Annotated in this window: 13 protein-coding genes; all 13 read right to left on the minus strand. The window is 67.9% G+C overall.

Annotated elements, in window-relative coordinates:
• Positions 1-21 precede the first annotated feature (21 nt).
• Positions 22-510, minus strand: coding sequence for a pantetheine-phosphate adenylyltransferase (gene coaD, locus B4M62_RS10340; RefSeq protein WP_290707360.1), 489 nt, complete (start codon positions 508-510; stop codon positions 22-24).
• Positions 507-1829, minus strand: a complete 1323-nt coding sequence (locus B4M62_RS10345) for a glycoside hydrolase family 125 protein (RefSeq protein ID WP_290707363.1) — start codon at positions 1827-1829, stop codon at positions 507-509. The genes coaD and B4M62_RS10345 overlap by 4 nt, the downstream gene beginning before the upstream one ends.
• Positions 1826-2371, minus strand: a complete 546-nt coding sequence (gene rsmD, locus B4M62_RS10350; protein WP_290707366.1) for a 16S rRNA (guanine(966)-N(2))-methyltransferase RsmD — start codon at positions 2369-2371, stop codon at positions 1826-1828. The genes B4M62_RS10345 and rsmD overlap by 4 nt, the downstream gene beginning before the upstream one ends.
• Positions 2371-3501: a glutamate 5-kinase gene (proB, locus tag B4M62_RS10355; RefSeq protein ID WP_290707368.1), complete on the minus strand. Its 1131-nt coding sequence runs from the start codon at positions 3499-3501 to the stop codon at positions 2371-2373. Before proB ends, rsmD begins: the two co-directional genes overlap by 1 nt.
• On the minus strand, positions 3498-5051 hold the full coding sequence (gene obgE / locus B4M62_RS10360) for a GTPase ObgE (RefSeq protein ID WP_290707370.1): 1554 nt from the start codon (positions 5049-5051) through the stop codon (positions 3498-3500). The genes proB and obgE overlap by 4 nt, the downstream gene beginning before the upstream one ends.
• Positions 5052-5143: 92 nt before the next feature.
• Positions 5144-5407, minus strand: a complete 264-nt coding sequence (gene rpmA / locus B4M62_RS10365) for a 50S ribosomal protein L27 (protein ID WP_290707372.1) — start codon at positions 5405-5407, stop codon at positions 5144-5146.
• A 12-nt stretch (positions 5408-5419) separates the two neighbouring features.
• Positions 5420-5731 carry a 50S ribosomal protein L21 gene (rplU, locus tag B4M62_RS10370; RefSeq protein WP_290707374.1) on the minus strand — a complete coding sequence of 104 codons (312 nt, stop codon included), beginning with the start codon at positions 5729-5731 and terminating at the stop codon, positions 5420-5422.
• Between the two features lie 135 nt (positions 5732-5866).
• Positions 5867-8797 (minus strand): translation initiation factor IF-2 N-terminal domain-containing protein, encoded by a 2931-nt coding sequence (locus tag B4M62_RS10375; RefSeq protein ID WP_290707376.1) that lies wholly within the window; start codon positions 8795-8797, stop codon positions 5867-5869.
• 395 nt (positions 8798-9192) lie between these two features.
• The gene (gene ndk, locus B4M62_RS10380; protein WP_290707378.1) at positions 9193-9603 is read right to left on the minus strand and encodes a nucleoside-diphosphate kinase; all 411 of its coding nucleotides are present in this window, start codon (positions 9601-9603) and stop codon (positions 9193-9195) included.
• Positions 9604-9651: 48 nt separating this feature from the next.
• A complete protein-coding gene (locus tag B4M62_RS10385; RefSeq protein ID WP_290707380.1) occupies positions 9652-10056 on the minus strand; it encodes a DUF4233 domain-containing protein in 405 nt (134 codons plus the stop codon).
• Entirely contained in the window at positions 10053-11465 is a 1413-nt protein-coding gene (gene folC, locus B4M62_RS10390; RefSeq protein WP_414651822.1) for a bifunctional tetrahydrofolate synthase/dihydrofolate synthase, read from the minus strand. Before folC ends, B4M62_RS10385 begins: the two co-directional genes overlap by 4 nt.
• Positions 11450-14146 carry a valine--tRNA ligase gene (locus B4M62_RS10395; RefSeq protein ID WP_290707384.1) on the minus strand — a complete coding sequence of 899 codons (2697 nt, stop codon included), beginning with the start codon at positions 14144-14146 and terminating at the stop codon, positions 11450-11452. Before B4M62_RS10395 ends, folC begins: the two co-directional genes overlap by 16 nt.
• Positions 14147-14253: 107 nt before the next feature.
• The coding region (locus B4M62_RS10400) for an AAA family ATPase (protein WP_290707387.1) at positions 14254-14893 on the minus strand (640 nt) is incomplete at its 5' end.

The following is a 14893-nucleotide window of genomic DNA, read 5'->3' on the forward strand; positions in this document are numbered from 1 at the left end:
ACTCGGCCGGCCACTCGGCAACTAGGCGCTCAGCTCGCCGTTGATCTTCGCCATCACCGCGCGGTAGACCACCGGGGGCAGGAAGGGCTGGACATCACCGCCCAATCTCGCGACCTCTTTCACCAGGGAACTAGACAAGTGTGCGTAGCGCGGATCGGTCCACAGGAAGAGCGTTTCGACGTCCGCAAGCTCCCGGTTCATCTGCGCCATCGGAACCTCGTACTCGAAGTCGCTGCTCGACCGCAGCCCCTTGAGCATCGTGGTCACCCCCTCGTTGCGCATATAATCCACCAGCAAACCGCGCCACCGGTCCACCCGGACGTTGGGCAGATCGGCGCAACTGGCGGCGATGAGGTCAAGCCGCTCGTCAACCGTGAACATGCCCTGCTTATTCGGATTGACAACGACGGTGACGATGACCTCGTCGAACCGGGCCGCGGCACGTTCGACGACGAAACGATGCCCGAGCGTGAACGGATCGAAGGAACCCGGACACAGTGCGATGCTCATAGCGCCTGAGGGTACCCGGCCACCCGCAGCGCGAGCTCGCAGTACATCGAGTCGGCCCAGCTGAACCAGTCCCGGGTGAATCGCGTGTCGTCGTCGACGTGAAAGCTCTCGTGCACGTGCCCCGTGCCGGCCGTGGTCGCGGCGATCGTGCGCAGCAACCTCAACGACTCCGAACGGTCGGCGGTGGTCAGCCCGGCGACGGCGAGCGCGATCGGCCATACGTGGTCGACGGGGGTGTGCGGACTGCCCGGCCCTGCCGCGAGCGCACCGCGGTAGAAGTAGGGGTTGTCCGGCGACAGGACGAAGCCGCGCGTGCGGGCATAGCGCGCGTCGGCCGGATCGATCCCCGCCACCAGCGGTAACGACAGCAGACTGGGCATGTTCGCGTCGTCGGCGAGCAGGGTCGCCCCGAGTCCGTCTACCTCATAGGCCCAGATCTCGCCGTGGTGTGGATGGGCGACGACGCCGTGCGCCTCGACCCCGGCGCGCAAAATCGCCGCCAGCGATCGGGCCCGCACCGCCAACTCATCGGCCACCCCCAGCCGGGCGGCAATAAGGTCGAGGGTGTGCGCGGCCATCAGATTCGCCGGCACCAGGTACCCGTGCACACAGGCATCATCGGACGGACGGAACGCCGACCAGGTCATCCCGGTGACGGCGACCGGCGCCCCGCGCCCGTCCCGCGGGAGGGTGTCCTGGGGGATCGTGTCGGGACGGACGAAGCGGTACGACGAGAGGTTCTCGTGGTCGAGTTCGACGGTGAGCGTATCGACGGCCGTCCCGGCCGCAGCCCGGAACGCCGCGGTGAAATGCGCCGTATCGGCGGTGGCCCGGGCCAGCTGATCTGCCAGCTGAAACGGGAAGCACAGCGAGTCGATCTCATACTTCCGCTCCCACAACCACGGGTCGTCCCCGAGGTCGCGGGGCTCGTGGCAGTTGCCGTTGGGCGCGGCGTTGAACGCGTTCGCGTACGGATCGTGGGCGATGTAGGCGAACTGACGGCGGACGACGCCGCCGATCATTTCGGCCAGGCCCGGCAGCTCACCCGGGCCGGTCGCACCCAGCAGCGCGAGATAGGGCCGCATCTGGGTCGCCGCATCACGCAGCCACATGGCGGGAATATCGCCGGTGACGACGAAGACAGTCCCGTCGTCGAGCCGGTGCAGCGTCCGGGCCAGCGTGCGCCGTATCGCCACCGCGAACAGGTCGGCACACTCGGCCCCGGCGAAGCGATCGATCCGTTCGGTCCAGCGCCGCACGATGGGCGGCGGCAGGAGTTCGTCCGGATCGGGCCGGACCATTCCTGTATCGCTGCTCAACGAGGCTCGGCCCACTCGACTCGGGTATCGCCGTACCTCTTCGCCACCACCGGGCGCAGCGTTGGCGGCCAGCTCGTGTCTGCCGTGCGCCTGGCCCGTTCGAGAACCAGGTAGCCGTCACCGAGCAGGGGCGCCACCAGGGCCAGGACGGCGGCGAGCTCGTCATCGGGAATGCCGTAGGGCGGATCGCAGAACACCAGGTCGTACCGATCCGTGGTCGAGCGCAGGAAGTCGTCGACCGCGCGCCGCACCACCTTAGCCCGCTGGCCCGCCCCGCACGTGGCGATGTTGCGCTTGAGCCCTTCGGCAGCACGCCCGTCGTCGTCGACGAAGACGGCCGACGCAGCCCCGCGCGAGACCGCTTCGAGGCCCAGCGCCCCCGTGCCCGCGAACAAGTCCAGTACGGTCATTCCGGCCAGGTCCACCCGTGCGTCGAGGGCCGCGAACACCGCCTCGCGCACCCGATCAGAGGTCGGGCGGGTCGCATCCGACGCCACAGCGAGGCGGCGACCGCCGAACTCGCCGGCGATGATTCTGGGCATCAGAGCAGCGCGAGGTCGTCGGCGTGGACGACGGGCGCGCGCAAGTCGGCGGGCAGGTCGCCGGTGCTGCGGCCGATCATCCGGGTCACCTCGTCGGTGGCGAACCCGGCGACGCCGCGGGCGCACAATTCACCGCGCTGGTCGACGAGTTCGACGACATCGCCGGCCGAGAACACGCCGGTTACAGCGACGATCCCCGCAGCAAGCAGTGACCGTCGTCGCCCGACGGCCGCCACCGCCCCGTCGTCGAGGACAAGCCGCCCGTGTGTCTCGGCCGCGTGGCGCAGCCAGAACCGCCTAGCCGACAGGCGCTCCCCGCTCGGTGCGAAAGCGGTGCCGACCGACGCGTCGCGCAGCGCCGCATCCGCGTCGGCGGCGGCCGCGAGCAGCACGGGGACCCCGCCATCGGCGGCGAGCCGCGCAGAGGCAAGTTTCGAGGCCATGCCGCCGGTACCCAACGATCCGCCCGATCCCGCGATCACCCCGGCCAGGTCCTCGGGCCCGGCGACCTCCGGAATGAACCGGGCCGGCTGGCCGGCAGTGGCCTTGCGCGGATCGCCGTCGTAAAGACCGTCGATGTCCGATAGCAGAACGAGTGCCTCCGCACCGGCAAGATGGGCGACGAGGGCGGCGAGCCGATCATTGTCACCAAACCGGATCTCGTTGGTCGCGACCGCATCGTTCTCATTCACCACGGCGACCGCGCCCAACGAGCGCAGCCGGTCCAGCGTCCGCTGCGCATTGGCGTGGTGGGACCGCCGGGAGATGTCGTGCGCCGTGAGCAGAACTTGGCCGACGACCCGGTCATAGCGGCGGAACGAGGTCCCCCACGCGTGCGCCAAAGCCAACTGGCCGACGCTCGCGGCCGCCTGTTTGGTGGCGAGATCCGCCGGTCGTTTGCGCAGTCGCAGGGGCGCGAGGCCGGCGCCGATCGCGCCCGACGACACCACGATGACGTCGGTGCCCGATCGCATCCGATGCTCGAGTGCATCGGCGAGCCGATCAAGGCGAGCGAGGTTGAGTCCGTCGTCAAGATCGGTCAGCGCGGCGGAGCCGATCTTCACGACAACGCTGCGGGCACCCGCGATCGCGTCCCGGGTGGGCGACGTCCAGACCGCGCCCGAACTCACCGGCCGCTCTCCCCATCCACATCGTGATCGTCATCGGCTCGATCGTCACCGCCGCCGCCGCCGCCGAGGTGATCCCATTCCTCGTGGTGCTCGCGCCGCAGTTTGCGGGCCGCCCTGCGCTCGGTCGCGCCGATCCGGTCCGAACGGTCCAGGCGGATATCGGTACCGCGCCCAGTGACCGGCACGTCATCGCCCGTTGGCGTCGTCGGTTCCCAATCGAAACTCACGTCGCCGACGGTCACCGGAGCGCCGGGCTCGGCGCCCAGTCGCATCAACTCGTCCTCGACGCCCAGCCGGTTCAGCCGGTCGGCGAGATAGCCAACCGCCTCGTCGTTGTCGAACTGGGTCTGCCGGATCCAGCGTTCCGGGCGATCGCCGCGCACAATGAAGCCGCCCGGCACCTGGGGATCGGGGGCAACGGTGAACTCCGCGGCATCGACGGCCTTCGGCCGGATCACCGCCCGCCGCGCCTCCTGCTTCGGATTGGCTTCGCGGTACTCCCGGACCTGCTTGGCCAAGGCGAAGGCGAGTTCGCGCAGGCCCTCACGACTGACCGCCGAAACCCGGTAGATCGGCCAGCCGAATGCGGCCAGGTCTGCTTCGACGATGTCGGCCAGGTCGGCCGCCTCGGGAATGTCGGTCTTGTTCAGAATGATGATCCGCGGACGGTGCGCGAGGTCGCCGAGTCCGTGATCGTCGTCGAGCGCCGGCTGATAGGCGGCCAACTCCGCCTCCAGCACCTCGATATCGGCCACCGGATCCCGATCGGGCTCCAGCGTCGCGCAGTCGACGACGTGAGCGAGCACCGCACACCGTTCAATGTGGCGCAAGAAGTCCAACCCGAGCCCACGGCCCTCCGAAGCACCCGGAATCAGACCGGGCACGTCGGCGATCGTGAACGCGTCGATTGCCGCCAGCCGTTCGCCGACGCGCCCCGGCACGGTCTGCACGACGCCCAGGTTCGGGGCCAGCGTCGTGAAAGGGTAGTCGGCAATCTTCGGCTTGGCCGCGGACAGGACCGACACCAGCGACGACTTCCCCGCCGACGGAAAGCCGACCAACCCGACATCGGCGACCGACTTCAGTTCGAGAACGAGTTCGCGCTCTTGCCCCGGTTCACCGAGGAGGGCGAAACCGGGCGCCTTACGCGCCTTCGACGCCAGCGCCGCATTGCCCAGCCCGCCGCGGCCGCCCTGGGCCGCCACGAAGGTGGTCCCGGTGCCGACCATGTCGGCCACGATGGCGCCGTTCTCGTCGAGGATCACCGTGCCGTCGGGAATGGCGAGTTCGAGGTCGTCCCCATTGGCACCGCTGCGGTTGTCGCCCATGCCCGGTTTGCCGTTGCCGGCATTTGCATGCGGCCGGAAATGAAAGTCGAGGAGCGTGTGGACCTGCGGATCGACGACGAGGCGCACATCGCCGCCGCGTCCACCGTTACCGCCGTCGGGCCCCCCGAGTGGCTTGAACTTCTCCCGGTGCACCGACGAGCACCCGTGGCCACCGTTACCGGCGGTCACGTGAATCGTCACCTGGTCAACAAACCGCGACATCGGCGCCTCCTACCGGGACGGTGGATACAAAACAGGGCGGGGTGAGGGATCAGTGATCCCCGCCCGCCCTGCGTAGAGCTTATGCGCGCGGATCAGACCGCAGCGGCTTCCGGGACGATGTTGACGGTCTTGCGGCCACGCTTGCTGCCGAACTCGACCGCACCCGCAGCCAGGGCGAACAGGGTGTCGTCGCCACCGCGACCGACATTCACTCCGGGGTGGATGTGGGTGCCACGCTGACGGACCAGGATCTCTCCTGCGCTGACCTGCTGGCCGCCGAAACGCTTCACGCCGAGGCGTTGCGCGTTGGAATCGCGACCGTTGCGAGAGCTCGATGCGCCCTTCTTATGTGCCATGTCGTGCTACTCCTACTTGATTCCGGTGACCTTGAGCACCGTCAGCTGCTGACGGTGACCCTGGCGCTTGTGGTAGCCGGTCTTGTTCTTGAACTTGTGGATCCGGATCTTCGGGCCCTTGACATGCTCGACGACCTCGGCGTTGACCGACACCTTGGCCAGATCAGCGGCCTCGGTGGTCAGCTTGGCACCGTCGACGACCAGCGCGACGGGAAGTGCCACGGTGCTGCCGGGCTCACCGTCGAGCTTCTCGACCTTCACCAAGTCGCCTTCGGCGACCTTGTACTGCTTACCGCCGGTCTTGACGATCGCGTACGTAGTCATCGGGTATTCCCTCAATCTTCGTTGTCACAAATAAAATGCCCGCCCGCGTTGCGCTGCAGGTAGGCGACTTTCCAAGGTTACGGGAGCGCCTTGGCCCCGGTCAAACCGACAGGCCGAAGCCCACTGTGAGGAGGCTCACGCATCATCCGGGAGTGCGCTATCAGCACCAGCCTGTGGCGCCCCCGACGGCCGGCTTGCCGCCCGTCGACGTGGACGCCGGACCACTCCCACGACTACCCCATCGGAGGGCGCGGAGGCCGGACCGGTGGTCGTCGCCGTCACCGTCGCCCGCGCGTCGTCTCGCTCACCCGCACCGATGACGATCGTGGCGCCCGCCCCGGTGGATACCGGCGCCCGGCGAACCCGCCGGTGCCTGGTCTTCGGTGCGGGCTCGGCGCCCGCCGCAGCCCCCGCCTTCTCCACCCCGGGCACCTCGACAGCAGGCGTCTCGACAGCAGGCACCTCGACGGCAGGCGTCTCGACAGCGGGCACCTCGACAGCGGCTGGGTCGGCCGCGGCCGGCTCACCGTCGACCAAGTCGACCTCGACGACGTCCGCCTCATCGTTTTCATGGATATGCGCGTGCATCGCCCGGAACAGCGGGTGCTGAGCCGGGTCGTGCGCGGGCGCCTTGGCCTCAGGCGCGACAACCTCGGACTTGCCCTTCTTGCGCCGGGTCCGCTTGGCGCCGTCGCGGACGGAGTCGTCGCCGGGACGCACCTCAACGGGTTCGGCATGGACGATGACGCCGCGGCCCGCGCACTGGGTGCAGGTAGTCGAGAACGCCTCGAGCAGACCGGTGCCCAACCGCTTCCGGGTCATTTGCACCAGCCCCAGCGAAGTCACCTCCGAGACCTGATGCCGCGTGCGATCACGCGCGAGAGCCTCGGTGAGGCGACGCAATACCAGGTCCCGGTTGGACTCGAGGACCATGTCGATGAAGTCGACCACGATCATGCCGCCAAGATCGCGCAGCCTCATCTGGCGCACGATTTCCTCGGCGGCCTCAAGATTGTTGCGCGTCACAGTCTCCTCGAGGTTGCCCCCGGAGCCGGTGAACTTGCCGGTGTTGACGTCGACGACCGTCATCGCCTCGGTGTGCTCGATGATCAGCGTGCCGCCCGACGGCAGCCACACCTTGCGGTCCAGCGCCTTCGCCAGCTGTTCGTCGATCCGATAGGTGACGAAGGCATCCGGTGCGTCGGGGCCGGTCTTCTCAAACTGCTCGACGCGGGCAAGAAGGTCGGGCGCGACCCCGTTGACATAGCCCTCGACCAGACTCCACGCGGCCCGACCCTCAACCACAAGCTTGGAGAAGTCCTCATTGAACAGGTCCCGGACGACCCGGACCAGCAGATCCGGCTCTTCGTAGAGCGCCTTGGGTGCCACCGACTTGGCCTTGCCCGACGTGCCTGTCGCGTCCTGCGCGGCCGACTCGATAGTCGTCCACTGGACTTCGAGTCGCTTGATATCGGCTTCGAGCTCGTCGGCGCTGACGCCTTCAGACGCGGTGCGGATGATCACACCGGCGCCCTCGGGAACGATCTTGCCCAGAATCGACTTGAGTCGCTTGCGCTCGACATCGGGCAGTTTGCGGCTAATGCCGGTCGACGAACCGCCCGGCACATACACCAGGTAGCGGCCGGCCAGCGAGATCTGCGTCGTCAACCGTGCACCCTTGTGCCCGACCGGGTCCTTGGACACCTGAACCAGAACGTTGTCGCCCGGCTTTAGGGCCTGCTCGATTTTGCGCGAACCGCCATCGAGGCCGGCGGCCTCCCAGTTGACCTCACCGGCGTAGAGCACGCCGTTGCGGCCGCGGCCGATGTCGACGAATGCGGCCTCCATACCCGGCAGAACGTTCTGCACGCGGCCGAGATAGATGTTGCCGACCATCGACGTCGAGGTGGCCGTGGTCACGAAGTGCTCCACCAGCACACCATCCTCGAGGACGGCTACCTGCGTGTAGTCCTCGGCGGCCCCGGCATCGCGCTCGGCAGCGGTGTGCACCTTCTCGCGCACCACCATGACGCGCTCAACCGCTTCGCGACGCGCCAGAAACTCCGATTCACTCAAGATCGGGGGGCGCCGCCGACCGGCATCGCGGCCATCGCGGCGACGTTGCCGCTTCGCTTCGAGGCGAGTGGAGCCGGAGATGCCCTGCACCTCGTCGCGTACGCGTTTGCTGCGCGGCTCCCGCTCGTGCACGACGGTGTTCGGCGGATCGTCGACGGACGCCTCATCGGCCCCCGCGCCGCCGCCCTTGCGGCGCCGACGGCGTCGACGGCGCTTCGACGTGGCGCTCGCCTCGTCGTCGGCCCCATCGGAGTCGACCCCATCGGAGTCGACCCCATCGGAGTCGGCCCCATCGGAGTCGGCCCCATCGGAGTCGGCCCCGTCGGACTCTCCTTCGGCCTCGCTCTGCTGGTGACCGCCACCCTGCTGATCGCTGCCGGCAACAGTGCCGCCACTGTCCGAATCTTGTTGACCCGCGGGCGCCCCCTCCGACGCATCGGTCCCGGTTTCGTCGGACTCGCCGCGCCCGCGGCCACGGCCACGGCGGCCCCGGCGGCGGCGTCGTGCACGACCCGACTGATCGGCGGACTCATCGTCGTCGCCGGATTCAGCGGCCGCGGAGTCTGTTTGCCCCGCGGACCCGGCAGCGGACTCATCGGAGTCGGCGTCGGACCCGGAAGAGGGGCGCGCCGTCGGCTCGGGAGCCTGCGGCGGCAGGAACAGCGGATTAACCGCTTCCGCAGCGGCTGCCTGAATCGGCGTGTCGGTAGTCGCCGATGCGGCAGAGAACAGCGCAGCGGGCGCGTCGACGGCCGGCGCCACGGCATCCACGGCCGGCCCGCCTACGCGTGCCACGACTTGCTCGGCGACTTCGCGGTTGATGGTGGACGAGGCACTGCGCACGGCAGAGCCCAGGGCCTCAAGATGATTGAGCACCTCGCGACTGGTCGACCCCAACAGTCGAGCCAGTGCGTGGACGCGCATCTTGTCGGGAAGTTCTGTTGCCGGAGTCGACGCGTGTGCGTCGGCCGGCGACCCGTTCTCGGTCACGTATTCTCCTTGCGCCCCCGGGCGCGTCGAACAACAACGCGGCCACTCGGAGGCTCATGCGGTATGCGGTTGTGGGTCGCGTCGGAGGACCGGCGTCGACCGCCTGGCTGGTCTTTCGGTGCGCCCGCCGCCTGACCGGGGTTCCGGCCAGACATGCGATGCGCGCCTCGTGGTGAACGTGGCCACGGACCTCGACGCCGCGGCGCATCTCTGGGAGACCTATCGCCGTGGGGAGACCCTGCTCGCGAGCGCAGCCAAACTCTCTGATCGCGGGCGGTGAACCGTCACCGTGTGTCGCGGGTCGAGACGAGTGTGTCGGCCGCAACACAGGTCAGTATCCCACATCGGGCGCGATTAGGGAGAATCCCGCGCCGACGACCCGGTGCCGGTGTCGGCTACCGGCCCGGGAACCACAGCGCGATCTCGCGCGCAGCCGACTCCGGCGAATCCGAACCGTGGACGAGGTTGTTCTGGGTTTCGAGGGCAAAGTCACCGCGAATGGTCCCCGGGGTGGCCTTCTCGACGGGATCGGTACCGCCGGCAATCTGACGCCAGGCCGCGATGGCACGCGGACCCTCGACGATTGCCGCGACCACAGGCCCGGAAGTGATGAAATCGAGAAGATCACCGTAGAACGGCTTGCCCTCGTGCTCGGCGTAGTGGCCGGCCGCCACCTCACGCGTGGCGTTTCGCAAGTCGAGTGCGACAAGAGCCAGGCCCTTGCGCTCGATTCGCCGGATGATTTCGCCGATGAGTCCGCGGGAGACGCCGTCGGGCTTGATGAGGACGAGAGTGCGTTCAGTCACGCGGAAATAGTAGCGACACCGATCGTCGGTGCGCCGCGCGCGGGGGCGTCAATCCCCGATCGGTTCCTGACCGGGCAGCTGACCGTTGGCCATGCGCTGGGAGACATCGCGCTTGATGTAGATGATGTATGCCCAGACCAGCGCGAAGATGAGGCCGATGACGGCGATCGACCAGTGGAACACACCGCCGACGATCGTGAGCAGCGTCAGCCCGCAATTTAGGGGCAGCGCCCACCGGCGGCTCTGATACCCGCAGGCGAGGACGAGCGCCACGATCAGGGTGCTCAGGTAGGCGACGCTGGATGGCGTCAACCCGCCGCCGATCTTCGCAACAACCGGGAACGCCAACCCGACGACGATGGCCTGCAAGATCAGCAGACCGGACATGACGCCGCGCAACCCCTTCCACGGGTCTGCCGTCGGCGCGGTGAAGCCGGGGTGGGCGCTGGTCATGCCGGGTCCTTTCCGAAGAGCGATCGGGCTGCGCCCGCGGTGACCACCGAGCCGGTGATGACGACGCCGGCCCCGGACAAGGGAGCTCCCTCGTCCGCCTCTGCCAGGGCGATCGCCTGTTCAACGGCATCGGGCAGAAACGGTGCGACGACGACGCGGTCCTCGCCAAAAATCGGTGTGGCCGCCTCCTCCAGCAGTTCGGTGGACAACGCGCGGGGTGAGCCGTTGTTGGTCAACACGATCGTGTCGAGCACCGGTTCCAGGGCCTCCAACAGACCCAGGACATCCTTGTCGCCCAACACCGCCACCACGCCGATCAGCCGCTGGAAATCGAACTCGTCGCGCAGTGCGGCGGCCAGGGCCCGGGCACCGTGCGGGTTGTGGGCCGCGTCGAGATACACCGTCGGCGCACTGCGCACCCGCTCCAACCGGCCCGGGCTGGTCACCGATGCGAAGCCGGTGCGCACCGCTTCGATGTCGAGCTGCCGGTCCGGCCCGGCACCGAAGAACGCTTCAACGGCGGCCAGCGCCAGTGACGCGTTGGCGCCCTGGTGGGAGCCGTGCAGCGGCAGGAATATCTCCGGATAGACGCCGCCGAGTCCTTGCAGCTCTAGGAGCTGTCCGCCCACGGCGGTCCGCGAATCGAGCACGGCGAATTCAGCGTCCTGGCGGGCCACGACGGTCCCGGCCTCGACGGTGGCGCGCAGCAGAACGTCGGCCACTTCTGGCTCTTGGCGCGCGAGAATGGTCACCGGATCCAACGGCACGATCTGATCGGCGTCGGCGCCCTTGATGATTCCGGCCTTCTCGCCCGCAATCGCGGCCAGGGTGTCGCCCAGATAGTCGGCGTGGTCCATGGCGATCGGCGTGATCACCGCGACCTGCGAAGCGATGACGTTGGTCGCATCCCAGCGCCCCCCCATGCCCGTCTCAACGACGGCGACGTCGACCGGCGCCTCGGCGAACACCGCGTAGGCCATCGCGGTCAGCACCTCGAACTTGCTCATCCGCGGTCCCCCGGCCGCGGTCGACGAGTCGTCGACCATCGTGATGAACGGTTCGAGTTCGCGGTAGGCGTCGATGTAGACGCGCGGGCTGATGGGCGCGTTGTCGACGGAGATCCGCTCGGTCGCCAGCTGCAGATGCGGGCTGGTGATTCGGCCTGTTCGCCGGTGCATGGCGGTGAGCAGCGCGTCGATCATCCGGGTAACCGACGTCTTGCCGTTGGTGCCGGCGATGTGGATCGATGGATAGGAGTTCTGCGGCGAGCCGAGCAGATCGAGCAGGGCGCTGATCCGCGTCAGCGACGGCTCGATCTTCGTCTCCGGCCAACGGGTATCAAGCTCGGCCTCGACGTCGGCGAGCTCGGCAATATCGGCCGGATCGAGGGTGCTCACGCGCCCCCCAATGCCGCCAGCTTGGCCCCCAGCCGTTCGATTTCCTCGCGTGCGACCGCCTGCCGCCCCCGGATCTTCGCGACCACTTCGTCGGGAGCCTTCCCCAGGAACTGCTCGTTGCCCAGTTTCGCCGTCGTCGTCGCCATCTCCTTCTCGGCGACGGCAAGGTCCTTGGCGACGCGCCGCTTCTCCGCCTCGACATCAACCGTTCCGGACGTGTCGAGGTCGACGGTCACGGTGGCCCCGCTCAGCCGAACCTCAATGGAGGCGGTGGCAGTGAAACGGTCGTCGGCCCGATCGAGCCGGGCAAGCGCATCGAGGTAGTGGCGCGAGGGTGCGAGGCCCGCCGCGTCGAGGCCGCTGAGCGTGGCGGCCACCCGCTGGCCCGGGCGCAGTCCCTGGTCGCTGCGGAAGCGGCGCACCTCGGTGACGAGCTTCTGCAGGTCGTCGATATGAGTGGCGGCGTGGTCGTCGCGCTCGATCCGCCGAGGCGCTTCGGCCCGCTCGCCGTCGGTCCCGGCACCGGAAGACACCGGCCACTGCGCGACGACGACGGACTCGCCACCGGTGAGCGCACGCCAGAGCGTCTCGGTGACGAACGGCATCACCGGCGACAGGGCGCGCAGCAACGGGTCGAGAACGGCCCCCAGTACGCGGGCCGTCGACGCCTTGCGCTCGTCGTCGGCCAACTGAACCTTTGCCAGTTCCAGATACCAGTCGCACACCTCGTCCCAGGCGAAGTGGTACAGCGCCTCGCATGCCTTGGCGAACTCGTACGACTCGAAACCCTCGTCGGCGACGGCGAGCACCTCGTCGAGCCGGTCGAGGATCCAGCGGTCGGCCTCGGTCAACGATGCCCGCGGCGGCAGGTCGCCCACCGCGGTCGCGGAGTTCAGGAGGGCGAACTTGGTGGCGTTGAACAGCTTGGTGGCGAAGTTTCGCGAACTCTGCGCGTGGTCCTCACCGACGGAGATGTCGCTGCCCGGGTTGGCACCGCGCGCCAGCGTGAAGCGCAGCGCGTCGGCCCCGAAGCGCTCCACCCAGTCCAGCGGGTCGATGCCGTTGCCCCGCGACTTGCTCATCTTGCGGCCGTGCTCGTCGCGCACCAGACCATGCAGGAAAAGATCGGTGAACGGCACGCGCGCGCCCCGATCCGACAGCCCCGCGATGTTCTTCTCGCCCACGTAGGTACCGAACATCATCATCCGGGCGACCCAGAAGAACAGGATGTCGTAACCGGTGACCAGCACTGACGTCGGATAGAACTTGCGGAGGTCGGCGGTGTCCTCGGGCCAGCCCATCGTCGAGAACGGCCACAACCCCGACGAGAACCACGTGTCGAGGACATCGGTCTCCTGGGTGTAGCCGGCCGGCGGATCCTCCCCCGGCGCCGGGCAGACGACCTCCCCGTCGGGTCCGTGCCAGATCGGGATGCGGTGGCCCCACCACAACTGCCGCGAGATGCACCAGTCGTGCATCTCATCGACCCAGCCGAACCACCGCGGCTCCATCGACCGCGGGTGGATCGCCGTCTGCCCGGTGCGCACCGCGTCGCCGGCGCGCTGTGCCAACGATTCGACGGCCACCCACCACTGCATCGACAGCCGCGGCTCGATCGGTTCGCCGGTGCGCTCGGAATGCCCGACGCTGTGACTGTAGGGACGAACCTCTTTGACGATGCGGCCTTGTTCGCGCAGCGCCTCGCACACGGCTGTGCGCGCCTCGAAGCGGCCGAGCCCGTCGAACTGCGTTCCGGTGTCGATGACACGGGCCTGCCCGTCGAGGATCGTGGGCATCGGCAGGTCGTGGCGCTGGCCGATCGCGAAGTCGTTCGGGTCGTGCGCGGGCGTGATTTTCACTGCGCCGGAACCGAACTCGGGATCGACGTAATCGTCGGCGATGACCGGGATGCGACGGTCGAGGAAGGGGTGCTCGAGTTCGGTGCCGACCAGCTGTGCGTAGCGCTCGTCGTCGGGGTGCACCGCGATCGCGGTATCGCCGAGCATCGTTTCCAGTCGTGTGGTGGCGACGACGATGTGCGGCTCGTCATCGTTGAGCGATCCGTAGCGGAACGACACCAACTCGCCGTCGACGTCGGCGTACTTCACCTCGATGTCGCTGACCGCGGTCTGTAGCGTCGGCGACCAGTTGACCAGGCGTTCGGCCTGGTAGATCAACCCGTCGTCGAAGAGCTGCTTGAAGATGGTGTGGACGGCGCGCGAGAGGCCCTCGTCCATGGTGAAGCGCTCCCGCGACCAGTCGACGCTGTCGCCGAGGCGGCGCATCTGATCGCCGATTGTCCCCGAGATCGCCCCCTTCTCCGCCCACACCCGCTCGATGAACGCCGCGCGGCCGAGATCATCGCGGCTTTTGCCCTCGCCGGCGAGTTTGCCCTCGACCATGGTCTGCATGGCGATCGCAGCGTGGTCCATCCCCGGAAGCCAGAGCACTTCGTAGCCCTGCATCCGGCGGCGACGGCTCAACACGTCCATCAGCACGTGCTCGTACGCGTGTCCCATATGCAGCGACCCGTTGACGTTGGGCGGCGGGATGACGATGGAGAACGGCGGCTTGTCGCTGCTTGCGTCGGCGGTGAAGTACCCGGCGTCTACCCACCCCTGGTACAGCGCCTCCTCGTGATCGGCGGGATTCCAGGCGGCAGGCAGCGAGCTAGTCGCGTCGGGGGTAGTCACGGCGACAAGTCTAGGGATGACAGGCCAGAGCAGCCAATCGATCCCACACGATTTCGCCCGTCCCCCTTCGATCGAAGTGGGACGGGCGAAATGAGGGAGGAAAAGTACTAGGCGCTCTTGTCGTGCGGTTCGGCGCGGTGCTTCTTGCGCGGCACGACGGTCGGCAGGACGTTGTCGCGAACGGTTTCCCCGGTGACGACCACCTTTTCGACGTCGTCGCGGCTGGGAATGTCGTACATGACCGGCAGCAGGACTTCCTCCATAATCGCGCGGAGCCCGCGTGCGCCCGTGCCACGGTGGATCGCCTGATCGGCGATCGCCTCCAGGGCGTCGTCGTCGAACTCCAATTCGACGTTGTCCATCTCGAACAGCTTGGTGTACTGCTTGACCAGCGCGTTCTTTGGCTCGCTAAGGATGCTGACCAACGACGTCTTGTCAAGGTTGGTCACCGACGCGACGATCGGCAGGCGACCGATGAACTCCGGGATCAGGCCGAACTTGATCAGATCCTCGGGCATGACATCGGCGAAGTGGTCGGCGGTATCCACCTCGTCCTTGGTGACAACCTCGTTGCCGAAGCCGATGCCGCGCCTGCCGACGCGGTCGGACACGATCTTCTCCAAGCCGGCGAAAGCACCGGCGACGATGAACAACACGTTCGTGGTGTCGATCTGAATGAACTCTTGATGCGGATGCTTGCGCCCGCCTTGCGGGGGCACCGAAGCCTGGGTTCCCTCGAGGATCTTC

This window comes from Gordonia sp. UBA5067, assembly GCF_002414845.1.
Lineage (GTDB): Bacteria > Actinomycetota > Actinomycetes > Mycobacteriales > Mycobacteriaceae > Gordonia > Gordonia defluvii.